The organism is Corynebacterium sp. NML140438, from assembly GCF_001875725.1.
Taxonomy (GTDB): Bacteria; Actinomycetota; Actinomycetes; order Mycobacteriales; family Mycobacteriaceae; genus Corynebacterium.
Genome location: NZ_MLCQ01000010.1, coordinates 145340 through 161319, shown reverse-complemented (window position 1 = coordinate 161319; position 15980 = coordinate 145340). Strand labels below are relative to the sequence as shown.

The 15980-nt window shown below is 64.7% G+C and carries 15 protein-coding genes; 8 read left to right on the top strand and 7 right to left on the bottom strand.

All coding sequences use genetic code 11. The annotated features are described in order from the left end of the window. Window positions 1-482: 482 nt before the first annotated feature. Window positions 483-668: a hypothetical protein gene (locus tag BJP08_RS11370; protein WP_143109986.1), complete on the bottom strand. Its 186-nt coding sequence runs from the start codon at window positions 666-668 to the stop codon at window positions 483-485. 160 nt (window positions 669-828) lie between these two features. Here BJP08_RS11370 and BJP08_RS02340 point away from each other — a divergent pair, with 160 nt between their 5' ends. Beyond that, window positions 829-1050 (top strand): hypothetical protein, encoded by a 222-nt coding sequence (locus BJP08_RS02340; protein WP_071568069.1) that lies wholly within the window; start codon window positions 829-831, stop codon window positions 1048-1050. 329 nt (window positions 1051-1379) lie between these two features. Here BJP08_RS02340 and BJP08_RS02335 read toward each other — a convergent pair whose 3' ends face one another. The 5 genes from BJP08_RS02335 to BJP08_RS02315 are packed head-to-tail and all read right to left on the bottom strand — an operon-like array spanning window position 1380 to window position 4875. Continuing rightward, window positions 1380-1757, bottom strand: a complete 378-nt coding sequence (locus tag BJP08_RS02335; protein ID WP_071568068.1) for a hypothetical protein — start codon at window positions 1755-1757, stop codon at window positions 1380-1382. A 46-nt stretch (window positions 1758-1803) separates the two neighbouring features. Beyond that, window positions 1804-2136 (bottom strand): branched-chain amino acid transporter permease, encoded by a 333-nt coding sequence (locus tag BJP08_RS02330; protein ID WP_071568067.1) that lies wholly within the window; start codon window positions 2134-2136, stop codon window positions 1804-1806. Further along, window positions 2133-2846, bottom strand: coding sequence for an AzlC family ABC transporter permease (locus tag BJP08_RS02325; protein ID WP_071568066.1), 714 nt, complete (start codon window positions 2844-2846; stop codon window positions 2133-2135). The genes BJP08_RS02330 and BJP08_RS02325 overlap by 4 nt, the downstream gene beginning before the upstream one ends. Further along, on the bottom strand, window positions 2847-3455 hold the full coding sequence (locus BJP08_RS02320; protein ID WP_071568065.1) for a YqgE/AlgH family protein: 609 nt from the start codon (window positions 3453-3455) through the stop codon (window positions 2847-2849). It abuts the gene before it with no gap. Next, entirely contained in the window at window positions 3448-4875 is a 1428-nt protein-coding gene (locus BJP08_RS02315) for a CCA tRNA nucleotidyltransferase (protein WP_071568080.1), read from the bottom strand. Before BJP08_RS02315 ends, BJP08_RS02320 begins: the two co-directional genes overlap by 8 nt. Window positions 4876-5018: 143 nt before the next feature. Here BJP08_RS02315 and BJP08_RS02310 point away from each other — a divergent pair, with 143 nt between their 5' ends. The 7 genes from BJP08_RS02310 (at window position 5019) to BJP08_RS02280 (ending at window position 14894) form a co-directional block, all read left to right on the top strand. Continuing rightward, complete coding sequence (locus BJP08_RS02310; RefSeq protein ID WP_083428358.1) at window positions 5019-5771, top strand: NUDIX hydrolase; 753 nt, start codon at window positions 5019-5021, stop codon at window positions 5769-5771. Continuing rightward, window positions 5768-8233, top strand: a complete 2466-nt coding sequence (locus BJP08_RS02305; RefSeq protein ID WP_143109985.1) for a DUF6049 family protein — start codon at window positions 5768-5770, stop codon at window positions 8231-8233. Before BJP08_RS02310 ends, BJP08_RS02305 begins: the two co-directional genes overlap by 4 nt. Window position 8234: 1 nt before the next feature. Next, on the top strand, window positions 8235-11543 hold the full coding sequence (locus tag BJP08_RS02300) for a murein biosynthesis integral membrane protein MurJ (protein ID WP_071568064.1): 3309 nt from the start codon (window positions 8235-8237) through the stop codon (window positions 11541-11543). Window positions 11544-11626: 83 nt separating this feature from the next. Next, complete coding sequence (locus tag BJP08_RS02295) at window positions 11627-12178, top strand: sigma-70 family RNA polymerase sigma factor (RefSeq protein ID WP_071568063.1); 552 nt, start codon at window positions 11627-11629, stop codon at window positions 12176-12178. A 190-nt stretch (window positions 12179-12368) separates the two neighbouring features. Beyond that, window positions 12369-13307 (top strand): thioredoxin-disulfide reductase, encoded by a 939-nt coding sequence (gene trxB, locus BJP08_RS02290; RefSeq protein WP_071568062.1) that lies wholly within the window; start codon window positions 12369-12371, stop codon window positions 13305-13307. 30 nt (window positions 13308-13337) lie between these two features. Then, window positions 13338-13661: a thioredoxin gene (trxA, locus tag BJP08_RS02285; protein ID WP_071568061.1), complete on the top strand. Its 324-nt coding sequence runs from the start codon at window positions 13338-13340 to the stop codon at window positions 13659-13661. A gap of 51 nt (window positions 13662-13712) precedes the next feature. Then, a complete protein-coding gene (locus BJP08_RS02280; RefSeq protein WP_304441026.1) occupies window positions 13713-14894 on the top strand; it encodes an N-acetylmuramoyl-L-alanine amidase in 1182 nt (393 codons plus the stop codon). Here the strand turns inward: BJP08_RS02280 and BJP08_RS02275 are convergent, their stop codons facing one another. Further along, a complete protein-coding gene (locus BJP08_RS02275; protein WP_071568059.1) occupies window positions 14895-15980 on the bottom strand; it encodes a ParB/RepB/Spo0J family partition protein in 1086 nt (361 codons plus the stop codon).

Sequence of the window (15980 nt, the reverse complement as noted above, 5' to 3'; positions counted from 1 at the left end):
TTTTTAGCACTCTGGCAAGCCATGCCCCGGTAGAAGCACAGCCGTAGTGCTCGGCGAGGTTGTGGGTGTCGAATTCGGCGATCGCGGTAAGTATTTCCGCGTGTGAGTATGCGAATAGGCGTGCGCTTTCAACGATGGTGTTGACGATGGTGTCGGCGTCGATGGTGGTGTGCATGGCTCCCCCTGATGTTTCGCTTGTTTCGTTTAGTATACGTGTTCGAGTGGTGGTGTCAAGGGGTTTGCGTAAAATGTGTGGGTCGGGTGTCCGCGCGGCGGACAGTGTGGGGGTCGTTTGTCGACGCCCACCTTGGGTCGCGAGTGTGCATTGTGTCCGCGCCGCGGACATGTTGCAGCAATCGTTGGGGTGTTGAGCTGAACTCCCTCTGTCCGCGGCGCGGAATGCTACTGGAGACAGCTAAAGCTTCGTTGGTGTCCGCGCGGCGGACAGGCTGGCAGACGCGAACCGGGTTACAGGGAGGTACCTACTCTGTCCGCGCCGCGGAATCTCGCCATCGGCGGTGCAGATCACTGGTTGGTGTCCGCGCCGTGGACACCGTACTTGTTTGGCTGTAGGTTGTGGCGTCGATGTCGATAGTGTCCGCCCGGCGGGCACTGCCGCGCAGGTCGCGTTCGGCGGTCTCACAACGCAACCATCGCTTGCCACTCATCGAACCAGGCCCATACTCAGGGCAGGGGAGTGCCCCGCAACCCCCGGGAATCGACTGATTTCCGAAATAACGCACAGAACGTTCCAATCGATGTTAGTTGCACACATGCCAAAACTTTGGCGAGTCCCTGTCGTGACCCGATCTCATTAAGGAGCTACCCATGAAGCGTTTTACCTCCGTAGCAGCCGCTACAACCCTGTCACTGTCCCTTGTCGCTGGCCCTGCATTCGCAGCGGAGGCTCAGCCTTCCGACAAGGATTACAAGGCAGGCATCCTCGGCCTCTTGATCGGCGTTCCGGCTGCTCTCGTTGCTCTTCTCGGTGTCGTTGCTGCTGCCTCGGGCGTCATTCCGAGCGTGCAGCTTCCAGCGCTGCTGTTCTAATTCACTTTTCGACGCCACATTCTGACCCAGCCTTCCATATGGGGCTGGGTTTTTACTAGCCTTAATAGCCAGCTTATTAATACCCAATTAATAACGGGGCCCGTCAAGGCGCTCGTGGATCATCTCTGCCCCACACTGTTGAGTGACAATAAATACTGGCACAACATCCTGCGAAAATGCGTCGGACGGGGCAAGCAAGCGTGGGAAATTGAAGCTTTGCCCCTACCAAGACTATGGACTCGTCTAACGTATGTGACGTTAATAAACCCGCCTCCCGAAACGACAAAACGCCCGACCCGAAATCCGACCCGACCGCAAAATCTTGAAATCTACTTTGCGTTCAGTGCGAGGAACGCAAGACCACCGAGAGTCGCAACACCGAGCAGGGAACCCCAGATGATGTCGAAGGTGCGGCCGATAGGCCAATCCTTTTCACGGTCATTGTCGAAAGAACTCTGCAGAGCAGCGGGACCAAACTCAGTCTCGGCGATCGCCTCCTTGGCGTCGGTTTCATTCTCGGCGGCGCCGATCTTGCCGAGCTGCAGAAGAGTCAAGATACCGACCGACGAAGTGACCTCGTCGCCGCTCGACGTTTCTCCGGCCTGTGCCGGGACAACAGCGAGCGAAAGGGCAGTGGCGGCTGCGACGGCAGCAGTAGCGAAAAAATCTCCTGAATACAGAGATTGATATTGCCAGGGATTTGACAACTAGGGCCAACGCATCAGACAGCTTTTTATTCAGCAATATTTTTGGCTACAAGACGACATTGACCATGGCGACGTACAATCCGGTGCCGACCAAGATTGAAAGGGCGGGGGAGCGTCGCCAGGCGTGGAGGCCGAGCGTCACAAGGCCGACAAACACCCCGGCCCACACCGGCTGGTCGGAGCTGGTGAAGGTGTACAGCACGAGCACAACCATGACGCCGACGGGCATGTAGAGGCGGAGGAAGTCGAGAAGTGGGCTGCCGTCCAGCCAGCCGCGGAAGGCGAACGGCAGCGCGCGCAGCAGCACGGTGACCACGGCGATCGGCAGGATGACGGCCCACACCATGGGCAGGTCAACGCCGGTGGGGAGTCCGTTCATCGCTTCCACTCCAATCGCTTATCGACGCCCGGTGCCCAAAATCGGACCAGCAGGACAAGGAAGTACGCGATCAGCGCCACAATCAGCATCTGGCCAGGGACAACGAAAGCAGCAAACAGGGCGATCCCGGCGGCAATCAGCACGGCGCTCATGTCTCGAGAGGCCTGGAAGGCCTCGTAGGCGAGGACGATGAATAGTGCGGTCAGGGCGAAATCCATGCCCTCGATCGTGCCGGGGAGGCGTTCGCCGGCGAGGGCGCCGACGATCCCGGACATGACCCAGAGCGCCTGGCACATCACGTGGATGGCGAGGATTCGCGGGCCGGTATAGCGCGTTGTCTGCTGGCGGGCACTGACGACGGCGTAGGCTTCGTCGGTCAGTGAATACATCGCGTAGAGGCGCCCGAACGTGGAACGGATGGCATTGCGTGGGTACGTGAGGCCGTAGAAGAGGTGGCGGAAGTTCACCATGAAACCCGTCATAGCGGCGGAGGCGGGGCCAACGCCGCCGAGCACCATCGGGATCGCGAGGAATTCGGTGGAGCCGGCGTAGATAAGCATCGAGAAGACCGGTGTCCACCACCATGCGAACCCAGACTGCACCATGAGCAGGCCAAACGCTAACCCGAGGGGCACAACGCCGAGCCCGACAAGCCACATGTCGCGCACTCCGAGGCCGAGTTCTCGCAATGTTTCACGTGAAACATTCATCTAGTTGTCCTCGACATTCGAGGGGAAGGTGGCGAAGAGGGGGAGCGGCATGGGCTGGCGGCGCAGGACGTCGGACCACAGATCCACGCTCGCGGGCGTGATCACGTCGGACGGCAGGGCGGGGGCGACGTACCAGTCGCCACGCTCGATCTCCTCGTCGAGCTGCCCGGCGTCCCACGACGAGAACCCGGCGAAGAGACGGAAGCCCTCCAGTAAATCAGAGAAAGAGGAAGCCGGTTCGTGCATGTTCACATGCACAAGCTTGTTCGCGAGGCGCGTCAGAGTAGGGTGCTCGGCGATGTCCACATCGTTGTGCGTCACTCCCAGGCCGACGGCAGCGTTCGGGCTGACGGGTCCGCCGTAATAAATCACCGGCGGCTCGCTGGCGAGCGACTCCCACTCGGGCAGCACGTTCACAACGGCGGCGTCGGAACGCCGGTTCAAGATGACGCCGAGCGTGCCCTGCTCGCCGTGCTCAATAATAAGGACAACGGAGCGCGTAAACGAAGGCGCCAGCATCCCCGGGGCGGCGACGAGCAGCATGCCACTGTCGGGCTCGGCGCGATCGAGTGACGTGAACAGGCGGTCACCGTAAAAGTACTCAGGCATTGCGTTCCCCCCACCAACTCTTCAGAGCGGCGACGGCCTCGTCGTGGTCAAGTTCGCCGCGCTCCAGGCGTAGTTCCTTCATGTACTTCCAGGCCTCGCCGACCTCTGGGCCGGGCTTCAGGTCCAGGATGCGCATGATCTCGTTGCCATCCAGGTCAGGGCGGATGCGCGCAAGGTCTTCTTGTTCCGCAAGGGTCGCAATCCGCTCCTCGAGGTTCTCGTACGCGCGCTGCAGGCGGCGGGCCTTGCGCGGGTTTCGCGTGGTGCAATCGGCGCGGACGAGCTTGTTCAGGCGCTCGAGGAGGTCGCCCGCATCGGTGACGTACCGACGCACCGCCGAATCCGTCCACTTGCCGTCGCCGAAACCGTAGAAACGCATGTGCAGGAAGACCAGCTGGCCGACATCACTGATGACGTGCTTCGGGTACTTCAGCGCACGGAGGCGCTTGCGCACCAGCTTCGCGCCCACGACCTCGTGGTGGTGGAAGCTCACGCCACCGCCTTCTTTGACGGCGCGGGTGGCGGGCTTGCCGACGTCGTGAAGCAGGGCGGCGAGCCGCAGCTTGAGGTCGGGGCCGTCGTCCTCGAGCTCGGTGGCCTGGCGCAGCACCGTCAGCGAGTGCGCGTAGACGTCCTTGTGCTGCATGTGCTCGTCCTGCTCGAGCTGCAGCGCGGGCACCTCCGGCAGCACGAATTCGGCGAGGCCGGTACGGACCAGCAGGTCGATGCCGTCCCAGGGGGCGATGCCACACATCAGCTTGTCCAGCTCGGCCTGGATGCGTTCGACGGTGATGCGCTCAATCTCACCTGCCATGTCGCGCATCGCGTCGAAGACGCGCGGGGCGACCTCGAAGCCGAGCTGCGAGACGAAGCGGGCCGCGCGAAGCATCCGCAGCGGGTCGTCGCGGAAGGAAACCTCGGGGGCCTGCGGGGTGTCCAGTCGGCGTTGCAGCAGGTCAGACACGCCGTTCACGGGGTCGTGGAAGATTGGGCGGAGTGCGCCGTCGACCACGTCGAGCTCGATGGCCATCGCGTTGCAGGCGAAGTCGCGGCGCACGAGGTCGCCCTCGAGGGTGTCGCCGAAGGTGACCTCGGGGTTGCGGGTCACGCCGTCGTAGAGGTCGGAGCGGAACGTGGTGATCTCGACCTGCTGGCCCTCGCGCACGGCGGCGACGGTGCCAAATTCGATGCCGGTGTCCCAGGTCGTTTCGCCCCACTCGTCGAGGATTTCCTGCACGGTGGGGGGCAGGGCGGACGTCGTGAAGTCGAGGTCGTGCCCGAGTTTTCCCAGCATCGCGTCGCGCACGGGCCCGCCGACAAGGTAGAGGTGCTCGCCGCGCTCCACGAAGCGCTGGGCGAGCGGCGTCAGCAAGCCACTCAGCTTCTCGACGCCCTCTTCGGCCCGAACCTGCAACGCCACGACGGCGTTCGGGTCGGAGGGGTCGGGGAGATCGAACGGGCACCGGTGTGTTTCTTGAGTCTTTGTCACCTCTCACACGATACTTTGCTTCCCTGGTGCTGTTAAGTACCACAAACGTGGCCAGTGCGGATACCATGAATTGAATGACTGAGAACACTCGGCCGAAGCCGGTTCCTCCGTCGGAGCGGAAGTCTTCGAATTCTGGCGGGAAGGGGCGCGGGGACGGCGCTAACTCGAAGGCGGGGGGTGACTCCCCGAAGCGGCGGCGTGGCCGTCGGCGTGGTTCGCACGCGAAAAAGCGGGGGTCGCAGCAGCAGCGTCGTCGTGGGTCGAATCGGCGGGGCAGGGGGGCGTCGGCACGGAAGAGGCAGCAGCGGCCGGTTGATTCGTCGCTGGAGACCCGCAATGAGACGAGTGCGGGCGGCCTGGTGGTGTCGGGCATGGCTGAGGCTGTGGACCAGCATGACAAGGTGGACCTGTCCAAGATTTACGTCGCGTTGATTGGGCGGCTGGATCGCCGGGGCCGTCTACTGTGGTCGATGCCGAAGGGTCACGTGGAGGAAGGCGAGGACCAGTGGCGTACCGCGGAGCGTGAGGTGTGGGAGGAGACCGGGATTACCGGTGAGGCCTTCAATACGCTTGGCGTGATTGATTATTGGTTCATTTCTGAGGGCGTCCGCATTCATAAGACGGTGCACCATAACTTGTTGCGCTACGTCGATGGAGTGTTTAACGACGAAGACCCGGAGGTCACGGAAGTCGCGTGGGTGCCGATGAACCAGCTCATTGAGCGGCTGGCGTACGCGGATGAGCGCAAGCTCGCGCGGATCGCGGTGAATAGGATGCCGGATCTGGCGCGCAAGGAGGCCGCGGCCGGAAGGTTGACGCCACGATGAGCGGTGTGCGTATGGCAGCGGCGGCGGTTGCGGTGGCGGCGCTGGGCCTGCTGCCGGTCACGGCGGGCGCGCTACCAGCACCGACGTCGCCGGGGGATCAGTCGGTGGCGTCGCAGTGGGTGAACCCGGCGGTTCGCCAGGGAGAAGGCACTCGTGCCTCCGTCACGCTTATCGACGCCCCTCCGGCCCTGAACGCCGGCGAAATGTTTCACGTGAAACTTCGCATCCGAAACGACACGGACGCACCGCTGGCGAACCTGCGCGTGGTCCCCAGGCGCGGGCCGGCAACTGGTTCCGTGCTGGACCAGCGGGCGGCGGCCGTCGCCGCGGTGAGCCAGTATGGCGTGGTGGGGCGCGGAGTGGACGTCGATAAGGAGCTTGGCGCGGGGGAGTCTACAGAGATCGAGCTGGACGTCGAGCTGCCGGGCGCGGGGACGTACCCACTACTCTTCGAACTAAAACAGAACGCGACGACGCTGGACACTGAGCGCTTCCATATCTCCGTCCGCGGCAAGCCGTCCGAGGACCCGGCACCGGCGATAACCGCGCTGTACCCGATCACCGCGCCGATAGACATCGTGCCCGGCGAGACCGGCGAGGCCCCGGAGCGCGCCCCGCTGCTGCTGAAGTCGGAGACGTTAGCGCACCAACTTGCGCCGGGCGGGCGGCTCGAGCGGCTGCTCAGCCAGTACGAGGACGCGGTGGAGGAGCCGGGCGTCGGCTTCGCAACGTGCGTAGGGCTCGACCCAGCGCTAGTGGACACGGTCGCGCGGATGGCGGAAGGCTACCGCGTCACCACCACGCGCCCGCCCGTCGCCGTGGAGCCCAAGCGGCTCCGCGACAGCTGGAACACCGAGGACACCACCGCCCAGGGCGAGCCGGGCACAGGCTCCGCGGACGCGAAGGCGTGGCTGACCCAGCTGCGCAGCGTCGCCGCGAAGGGCTGCACGGTGGCGCTGCCGTGGCAGAACGTAGACGTCAACGCCCTGGCGCGCACCGGTGACCCGTGGCTGATGCGGGAGGCCTTGGAGCGCGGACCGTTCGTGCTCGAACGGGAGCTCGGCACGGCGGGCACGCTCAACGCCGTCATCCCGGGAGCCGGCTACATCACTCCGGACGCGGCGCCCGCCTTCGGCTGGGCCAACCACATCGATTCCGCCATCCCGGAGCACGGGCTGCAGGGGGAGTGGGAGGCGGCTCGGGCGGAGCAGGCGTCGACAAGTGGGGACGGGCAGGCGGCGCTCGACCGCAACGAGCTGCCGGACGCCGCGGGCGTGTTCCCGGCGGCACCCGCGCACCCGGTCAAGGTGCTGGCGGCGCGCAGCAGCGTCGACCACCCGGGCCCCGGCAATGCCGCGTGGGTGGCGCCGGGGGTGATGGCGGTGCAGTTCCAGGACTCACTTGCCTCGGTCTTAGCGACGGTCGGCTCCGCGCCGGCGACCGTCGGCTACTCGAACGATGCGCTCCGGTTCCGCTACGAGATGGACTCCCAGCGGGCGCGCGCGATCAACGCGGCGTCCGCGCTGCGGCTGGCGGCGCAGGAGGCGACGCCGGAGGAGCCGGTGTTCGTGAACCCGCCGGCGGGTTGGGACGCGGACTCGGCGGCGCTGCTGCTGGGAACGGTCGCGGAGCTGGTCCGGGAAGGCGAGGTGGCGCCGATGAGCTTTGGTGACTTCCTGAACACGCCCGCCCCGGACGACGTGCCGGTGGCGACGCGCGTCGGCACGCTGTTTCCGGACCCGACGGTGATGTCGGACGCGGAGGTCCTGACGGCCTCCCAGCAGGCCGAGTTCACGGACGACCTCACGCAGCTGCTGGCGAATGACCCTCAGGTGGCGCTGACCCGCTACGGGTTCACGCTGCCGCTGCGCCGCGACGTGCTGGCCGCCCTAAGTATGCAGGAGCGCCAGTCGCTGTCGCGGTACGACGCCACCGTACGGACCACAGCCGGGCGGCTGCGTGGCAGCCGCGATACGCTGCAGGCGTTGCGGGCGTCGATAACGCTGATTCCGCCGGGCAACGTGTACACGCGGACCTCCCCGTCGAGTCCGCTGCTGATTGTGGCGCAGAACGGGATGCCACTGCCCGTGGAGACCTCGATCCGGTTCCAGGCGGCGAGCGGCCCGATCACGCTGCACGTGCCGACGACGATGCGGATCCCGGCACGCGGCTCGCAGACGGTGCAGATGACGGCGGACTACCCGGAGGACCAGCGCAGTATTGACCTGCAGCTGTACCTGGCGGGTACCGACGGCAGCCCGATCTCGCAGCCGGTGAGCATTTCGGTGCGTACGGCGGGTGCCGCCGTGGAGGGCTGGGCACTCGTCGCCGGGCTTGGCGTGCTGGTGGCCCTGATGCTGATGTATTCCGTGGGCCGCCGACGCAGGGCGCGGGCAGCGCCCCGCGCGCCATCGACAGAGCAACGTTTGGACAATGAACACCCACCTTTGATTGGAGACTGACGTGGTTGAGCAACCTCGGGCTGGTACGCGTAGCCGAATCGTGCCCCCTGCGCCGCCTGCGCCGGTGCCCACCCCGCGAGAGAACCCAGAGCTTATCGACGCCGCCGAGGCCGAGGCACCGGACCGTTCGACGCTGACGGCGGACCCGTCCGCGGCGGTGCCGGAGCCAGCCCCGAAGAGCACTTCTGTGGTGCGGGCGACGGGGTCGATGGCGATCGCGACGCTGATTTCGCGCATCACGGGCTTCATCCGCACGGTGCTGATTGGTGCCGCGTTGGGCCCGGCGGTGGCGTCAGCGTTTAATACGGCGAATACGCTGCCGAACATCATTACGGAGATCGTGCTGGGGTCGGTGCTGACGGCCCTGGTGGTGCCGGTGTTGGTGCGCGCGGAGAAGGAGGACCCCGACCGCGGGGAGCGCTTTATCCGGCAGCTGTTCACGCTGACGCTGATGCTCCTGACGGTGGTGACCATCATCGCGGTGGCTGCCGCGCCGCTGCTGACGCGCCTCTTCCTGGATGATGAGGGGCAGGTCAACGTCGCCCAGTCGACATCCTTTGCGTATCTAGTGCTGCCGCAGATTTTCTTCTACGGCATGTTCTCGCTGTTTATGGCGGTGCTGAATACGAAGGAGCATTTCCGGCCAGGCGCGTGGGCGCCGGTGGCGAACAACATCGTGTCGATTGCGGTGCTGCTGGGCTACATGATGTTGCCGGGCAGCTTGAACCCCGCGGCGCCGGCGTCGATAGCGAATCCGCATGTGCTGCTGCTGGGCGTCGGCACGACGTTGGGTGTGGCGGTGCAGTGCCTGATTATGCTGCCTGCGCTGCGCAAGCTCGGCATCAATCTGCGGCCGCTGTGGGGTATCGACGACCGCCTCAAGGCGTTCGGTGGGATGGCCCTAGCGATCGTGACCTATGTGGGCATCAGTCAGGTCGGCTACATCGTGACCACGCGTATCGCGTCGATGGCGAGCGACGCCGCCCCGATCATTTACCAACAGCACTGGATGCTGCTGCAGGTGCCGTACGGCATCATTGGCGTCACCTTGCTGACGGCGATCATGCCGCGCCTGTCCCGCAACGCCGCCGACGGTGACGACGCCGCCGTCGTCCGCGACCTGACGCTGGGCACGAAGCTGACGTTCATCGCCCTGATCCCGATCATTGTCTTTATGACGGCGCTCGGCCCGGACATCGGGCACGCGCTGTTCGCGTACGGCAACTTCGACGGCGGCACGGCCCGCACGCTTGGCCTGACGGTGAGCTTCTCCGCGTTCACCCTGATCCCGTACGCCCTGGTGATGTTGCACCTGCGCGTATTTTACGCGCGGGAGGAAGCGTGGACGCCGACGTTCATCATCGCCGGCATCACGATCACGAAGGTGGTGTTGTCGTACCTTGCACCACTGGTTGCGGACTCGACGCAGTCCGTGGTGGTGCTGTTGGGTGCGGCGAACGGCTTCGGTTTCGTCGCCGGCGCGGCGATCGGCGCGCTGCTGTTGCGTCGTAAGTTGGGCACGCTCGAGGCGCGTTCGGTGCTGCACACGTCGCTGTGGGCGGCGGCCTCGGCGCTGGTCGGTATTGCGGTGATGTTCCTGGCCCGCTGGCTCGTGCGCGATGTCGCGGGTATCGACGCCCCATCCTTCCTCGGCGGCCTCATCGGCCTGCCGTCGCTGGGCTTCCTGCTTGAGGTGATGGTCCTCGGCGTGCTGTTCGTGGTGGCGACGGGCCTGGTCCTGTCGCGCTCCGGTCTGCCGGAGGTGCAGAACCTGGGCCGCGCGCTGGCACGCATCCCGGGTGTGGGCCGCTTCATCCGCCCGGACGAGGACGCGGCGATCGAAGTCGGGGAGGTGGACCTGCGGGATGTGTCGCAGCAGTTCCTCGCCGCCGATACGTTCAATGCGTCGCCGGTGCCGCCGCCGATGTCGGCCGGTGTCGTGCGCGGCCCGCGTTTGGTGCCGGGTGCGTCGGTGTCGGATGGCCGTTTCCGTCTCATCCGGGATCACGGCTCCACGACGGGTGCCAGGTTCTGGCAGGCCCGCGAGGTCTCGACGGGCCGCTCCGTGGCGTTGACGTTCGTCGATACGACGGGCATGGCCCCGATGGCGCCGGCGACGCCGCGCCAGGCCGCGATCGACGCCGCCGGTGTGTCGCGCCGCACGCGGAAGCTCGCGATGCTGCGCCACCCGGCGCTGCCGGAGAACATCGAGATCCTGTCCTACCGCACCGGCGCCCTGGTGGTCGCCGACTGGGTGGAGGGCTCCTCGGTCCGCGCCGTTGCCGAGTCCGGCCAGACGTTGCACACGGACGCGGTGGCGAACGCGCTTGCCCCGTTGGCGGGCGCGATCGCCGCGGCGCACGAGGCCGGTGTGCCGCTCGGGTTGGATAACCGCCAGCGCCTCCGTATCGACCGCGAGGGCCACGTCCGCCTCGCGTTCCCGGCCGTCCTGCCGGACGCCTCCGCCGCCGACGACGCGGACGCTTTCGCCTCCGCGCTGCAGCTGCTGACCACCAACGTCGACTCCGATGACCTCGCCGACGTCGCCAGCACCACCCGCGCCCTCGTCGACGCCGACGCCATCGAGTCCCACGACTTCCGCGAACTCGAGCGCAAACTCACCCGCGACGAAGCAGAGGACGCACCCGCCGAAGCAATCGACCCCGTCGAACCGGTGGAGGAGCAGCCGGAGGAGCCGAAGGACCTGCGTGGCGGCTTCGGCTCCCGCCGCTACCGCCCGATCACGCTGGCGGTGCTGCTGTCGCTCGCGGTCGGCGCGGTCATCGTCATCGCGGCGCTCACGGCCTACCTCGTCGGCTTCCTCTCCGGCGATGACACCAACGCGCCCGTCACCGTCGACTCCGTACAGTCTGGGGCGGAGGAAGTCGAGGAGGAAGTCAAAGGTCTGCCCGTGCTGCTCACCCCGATGCGCGCGACCATCGAGGGCGCATCCGCCCCCGAGCTTGTCGACGCCGACCGCTCCACCACCTGGACCGGCTCGGACGAAGTGAGCGTCGAACTCCGACCCGGCAAGGGCGCCACCGCCCGCACCGGGTTCACCCTGGAGCACGTGATCGTCGACACCCCGTCCAACGGCGACACGTTCCGCCTCTACGGGCTGCCCACGGGTGCCTCGTGGAACGGCAGCCCCGCCGAACTGCCACTGCTGCAGGAGGGCACGTTCCTCAGTGGCGAAAACGGCATCGACGTGGAGGGCTCACCGGAACTCACCGGCCTGATCCTCACCGTTTCCGGCCAGGACATCACTCTTCGCGACATCACCCTCATCGGCCGCACCAACCTCCGGTGATGTCCACCATGGTGGACAAAAAGCGCTTCCTCTCCGCAAGCTGATGCATCACACTGGATGCATCAGCAATGGGAGGGTGCATCATGCGCAGAAAAACAGACCACCAACTCGTCCACGAGTACATCGCCGGCGACATCCACGCCTTCGACCTCATCGTCCGACGCCACCAACACAACATGTTCGGCGTCGCCCTTCGCTACTCGTGCAACGAGCAGGACGCCCAAGACATCGTCCAAGACGCCCTCCTGAAGGCGTCGCGCCACCTGCACGGTTTCCGCTTCGAGTCGAAGGTGTCCACCTGGCTGTACCGCCTGGTTGCCAACGCCAGCCTGGACCACCAACGCCGACGTCGCGCCGAGTACACCGTGTCCCTCGACGATGACGACGTCGTCCCCCAAGACAAGGACCCCCGCCTGGCGCACGACCCAACCGCCAACCTGGATCGCCTCATCGCCGTCAAGGACGCCCTGCGCGTCGTGCCGGAGGCGCACCGGAAAGCCGTCTACCTCATTGACATCATGGGCATGTCGCTCCAGTCCGCCGCCGACACGTGCGGCGTCCAGCCCGGCACCATGAAGTCCCGCAGGGCCCGCGCTCGGGCCATGATGCTCGAGCACATGGAAGAGGTCTGCTAGCCCCTCGCCAGCCGCGCGAGTGACAAAGGACGCAACTCCGAAATCGACGCCTTGCAAACCAGCAGGTCAGAAAAGGGCTAGGCAACAAGGGGTGCGTCTTTTGTCACTCGTGCGTCCCGCACACGGCTGGAACAAACAGTAGACTGGCGACGTTTACACACCAGACAGAGCAAATCTACGAGGAGTTTCCATGGCCAACGAAGCAGAACAAATTCATGACGTTATTGTCGTCGGCTCGGGCCCGGCGGGGTACACGGCAGCACTGTACGCGGCGCGCGCGGAGCTGAACCCGCTGGTGTTTGAGGGGTACGAGTACGGCGGCGAGCTGATGAACACCACTGAGGTGGAGAACTTCCCGGGCTTCAAGGATGGGGTGATGGGCCCCGATTTGATGATGCAGATGCGCGATCAGGCGGAGAAGTTCGGCGCGCGTCTGGAGTCGGAGCTGGTGGACAAGGTTGATCTCTCTGGTGACGTGAAGAAGGTGTTCGTGGGGGATGACGTCTATCAGGCCCGCTCGGTGATTCTGGCCACGGGTGCGGCGCCGCGCCACCTGGGTATTCCGGGTGAGGCTGAGCTGACGGGTCGCGGTGTGTCCACGTGTGCAACCTGTGACGGGTTCTTCTTTAAGGATCAGCACATTGCTGTTGTGGGCGGTGGGGATTCGGCGATGGAGGAGGCGACGTTTTTGACCAAGTTTGGGTCGAAGGTGTCGATTATTCACCGTTCGGAGAATTTCCGCGCGTCGCAGATTATGTTGGAGCGCGCTCGGGCGAATGAGAAGATTGAGTTTATTACGCATTCGGTGGTCGAAGAGGTCGTCGAGAAGGATGGCAAGGTCGGGGGCCTGAAGGTGCGGAATGTGCAGTCGGGCGAGGAGTCGGTGCTGGATGCGACGGCGTTGTTCGTGGCGATTGGGCACGATCCGCGTTCGGCGTTCCTGGAGGGCCAGGTGGCCACGGATGAAGGTGGTTACGTCCTTGTCGACGCCCCTTCGACTCGCACGAGCGTGCCGGGCGTGTTTGCGTGTGGCGATTTGGTGGATAACCACTATCGTCAGGCGATTACGGCGGCTGGTTCGGGGTGCCGGGCGGCGTTGGATGCGCAGCATTTCCTTGCGGCGCTTTAGAATAGAGAGAACTGTATTCAAGGAGGAACAATGAGTGCACCTGTTGATGTGACGAAGAATACGTTTAAGGCTGAGGTCGTTGAGGCTTCGACGCCGGTGTTGGTGGATTTTTGGGCTGAGTGGTGTGCTCCGTGCCGGAAGTTGTCGCCGGTGTTGGATGAGATTGCGTCTGAGCTGGATGGCAAGGTGAAGGTCGCGAAGGTGAATGTGGATGAGGAGCGTGAGCTGGGGATGATGTTCCAGGTCATGTCGATTCCGACTGTGTTGATCTTCAAGGATGGCCAGAAGGTGGATGAGTTTGTGGGGGCGCTTCCGAAGGCGCAGATCGTCCAGAAGGTTGAGTCGTATCTGTAGGCTGTCCGTCGTAGGATGGTCTGCATTGTTGGTTTTGTAGAAAGGTGCCCAGTGGGTGACATTCTCCGCGTAGGTGATTCGAGTGCTCGGGTGGCCGAGGCGCGTGCGACGCTTGCGCGTTTGGGCATGTTGGAGGACTTCGATGGTGACATTGAGGACTTCAACTCTCGGCAGTTCACTCCCGATGAGATGCTTTTCGACGCCCCTTTGGCGGAGTCGGTGAAGGCGTTTCAGCAGTCGCGGGGAATTATGCCGACTGGCACGATTGATGATTTGACGTTGCGTGAGCTGCGTGAGGCGTCGTATACGTTGGGGGCTCGTGTGTTGCAGTATCAGCCGAATCAGGAGCTGGTGGGCGACGACGTGGGGCAGTTGCAGACGCAGCTGCATGAGCTGGGGTTTTATTCGGATCGTGTGGATGGGCGGTTTGGTCCGCATACGCACGAGGCCGTGGTGAATTACCAGCTGAACTCGGGCCTTGAGGACGATGGGGTGTGTGGTCCGGATACGTTGCACGCGTTGAGCCTGTTGGGCCGCCGGATTACGGGCGGTTCGGCTCACGCGATTCGTGAGCGTGAGCATGTGCGCGCGGCTGGCCCGCAGTTGGCGGGCAAGCGCGTGGTGATTGATCCGCATCTTGGTGGTGCGGATAAGGGCGCGCTTGTCGACGGCCCCTTCGGCCAGATCACGGAGGAGGAGATCCTGTGGGATTTGGCGCAGCGCGTGGAGGGCCGCATGATTGCGGCTGGCGTGGAGACGATTATTTCCCGCCCGCGTGGTGATAACCCGTCGTGTAAGGAGCGCGCCGATTTGGCGAACGGCTTCGACGCCGACTTGGTGATTTCCCTGCAGCTGGACCGTTATGCCAATGAGAAGGCGAATGGTGTGGCGACGTTCTACTTCGGTTCGGAGAACGGGACGTCGTCGATGACGGGGGAGACACTGTCGGGCTATATTCAGCGTGAGATTGCGGCGAGGACGTCGCTACGGAATTGCTGGAATCATGCCCGGACGTGGGAGATGCTGCGGATGACGCGGATGCCGTCGGTGGAGATCGTGGCTGGGTATGTCACGAACCCGCACGATGTTGAGGTCGTGACGGATCCGCAGCAGCGTGACGCGATCGCGGAGGCGATTGTGGTGGCGGTGAAGCGCCTGTACTTGCTGGATTCTGACGACCAGCCGACAGGCACGTACTCCTTCCAGGATTTGCTCCGCCAGGAGCACCTGTAATCAGTCTGTGCCCTGGATGAGGCCCATGATGCGTTCGAAGTCCTGACGGTCGCCGAATTCGACGACGATTTTTCCTTTCCGTTTGCCCATGGTGACGGAGACTTTGGTGTCCCATTCGTCGGCGAGTTGGTCGGCGGCCCGGGTCAGGTATTCGGGCTGGGGGATGGGTTCGCGGCGTTTCTTTTGTGGGACGCCGCCTTCGTTATTCATGAGGGTGACGGCCTCTTCGGTGGCGCGGACGCTTAAGCCTTCGGCGACGATGCGTTCGGCGAGGAGGTTTTGGCCGTTGGAGGTCAGGGCGTCGCTGCCGAGTTTGAGGCCGAGGAGGGCGCGGGCGTGGCCTGCGGACAGCACGCCTGCGGCGACGCGGCGCTGCACCGGCACGGGCAGGCGCAGGAGGCGGATCGCGTTGGTGATCACGGGGCGGGAGCGGCCGAGCTTGTCGGCGAGTTGCTCCTGGGTGACGCCGAACTCTTCGAGGAGCTGCTGGTAGGCGGCGGCTTCTTCGAGTGGGTTGAGTTGGACGCGGTGGATGTTTTCCAACAGGGCGTCGCGAAGCATGTCCTGGTCGGAGGTTTCGCGGACGATGGCCGGGATGTGTTTCAGGCCGGCTTTGGAGGCGGCGCGCCAGCGGCGCTCGCCCATGATGAGCTCGAAGCCTTCTGGGGTGTCGCGGACGACAATGGGTTGCAGCAGCCCGAACTCGCGAATGGAGTGGACGAGTTCGTTCAGCTCGTCTTCGTCGAAGACTTGGCGTGGCTGTTTCGGGTTCGGGATGATTTGCCCGACCGCGATTTCTTGGTAGCGTGCGCCGACTGGCACGGGTTGGATGACGTTTTCAGGGGTGGTGGCGCCGACGGTGGGCGCACCCGCGACCTTGGGTCGCTTTCCGCGCGGCGGAAGTTTATCGCCGCCGCCACCGCCAGCAGTCTCTGCGGCGTCGGCAGGGGCTCCGGCCCCGAAGATGACGTCGGAGGCCTTGCCGCCGATGCCGCCGGTCTTGCCGGTTTTGTCGGTTGCGGCTGGTGCCTGCGGGATGAGTGCTGCTAGTCCGCGGCCGAGGCCGCCTTTACGCTCTTGTGCCAT

Excerpts from the sequence above, each read along its gene's own strand:
- BJP08_RS11370 (WP_143109986.1), bottom strand. The coding sequence starts at position 668 with ATGAGTGGCAAGCGATGGTTGCGTTGTGAGACCGCCGAACGCGACCTG.
- BJP08_RS02340 (WP_071568069.1), top strand. The coding sequence starts at position 829 with ATGAAGCGTTTTACCTCCGTAGCAGCCGCTACAACCCTGTCACTGTCC.
- BJP08_RS02330 (WP_071568067.1), bottom strand. The coding sequence starts at position 2,136 with ATGAACGGACTCCCCACCGGCGTTGACCTGCCCATGGTGTGGGCCGTC.
- BJP08_RS02325 (WP_071568066.1), bottom strand. The coding sequence starts at position 2,846 with ATGAATGTTTCACGTGAAACATTGCGAGAACTCGGCCTCGGAGTGCGC.
- BJP08_RS02320 (WP_071568065.1), bottom strand. The coding sequence starts at position 3,455 with ATGCCTGAGTACTTTTACGGTGACCGCCTGTTCACGTCACTCGATCGC.
- BJP08_RS02310 (WP_083428358.1), top strand. The coding sequence starts at position 5,019 with ATGACTGAGAACACTCGGCCGAAGCCGGTTCCTCCGTCGGAGCGGAAG.
- BJP08_RS02305 (WP_143109985.1), top strand. The coding sequence starts at position 5,768 with ATGAGCGGTGTGCGTATGGCAGCGGCGGCGGTTGCGGTGGCGGCGCTG.
- BJP08_RS02295 (WP_071568063.1), top strand. The coding sequence starts at position 11,627 with ATGCGCAGAAAAACAGACCACCAACTCGTCCACGAGTACATCGCCGGC.
- trxB (WP_071568062.1), top strand. The coding sequence starts at position 12,369 with ATGGCCAACGAAGCAGAACAAATTCATGACGTTATTGTCGTCGGCTCG.
- trxA (WP_071568061.1), top strand. The coding sequence starts at position 13,338 with ATGAGTGCACCTGTTGATGTGACGAAGAATACGTTTAAGGCTGAGGTC.
- BJP08_RS02275 (WP_071568059.1), bottom strand. The coding sequence starts at position 15,980 with ATGGCACAAGAGCGTAAAGGCGGCCTCGGCCGCGGACTAGCAGCACTC.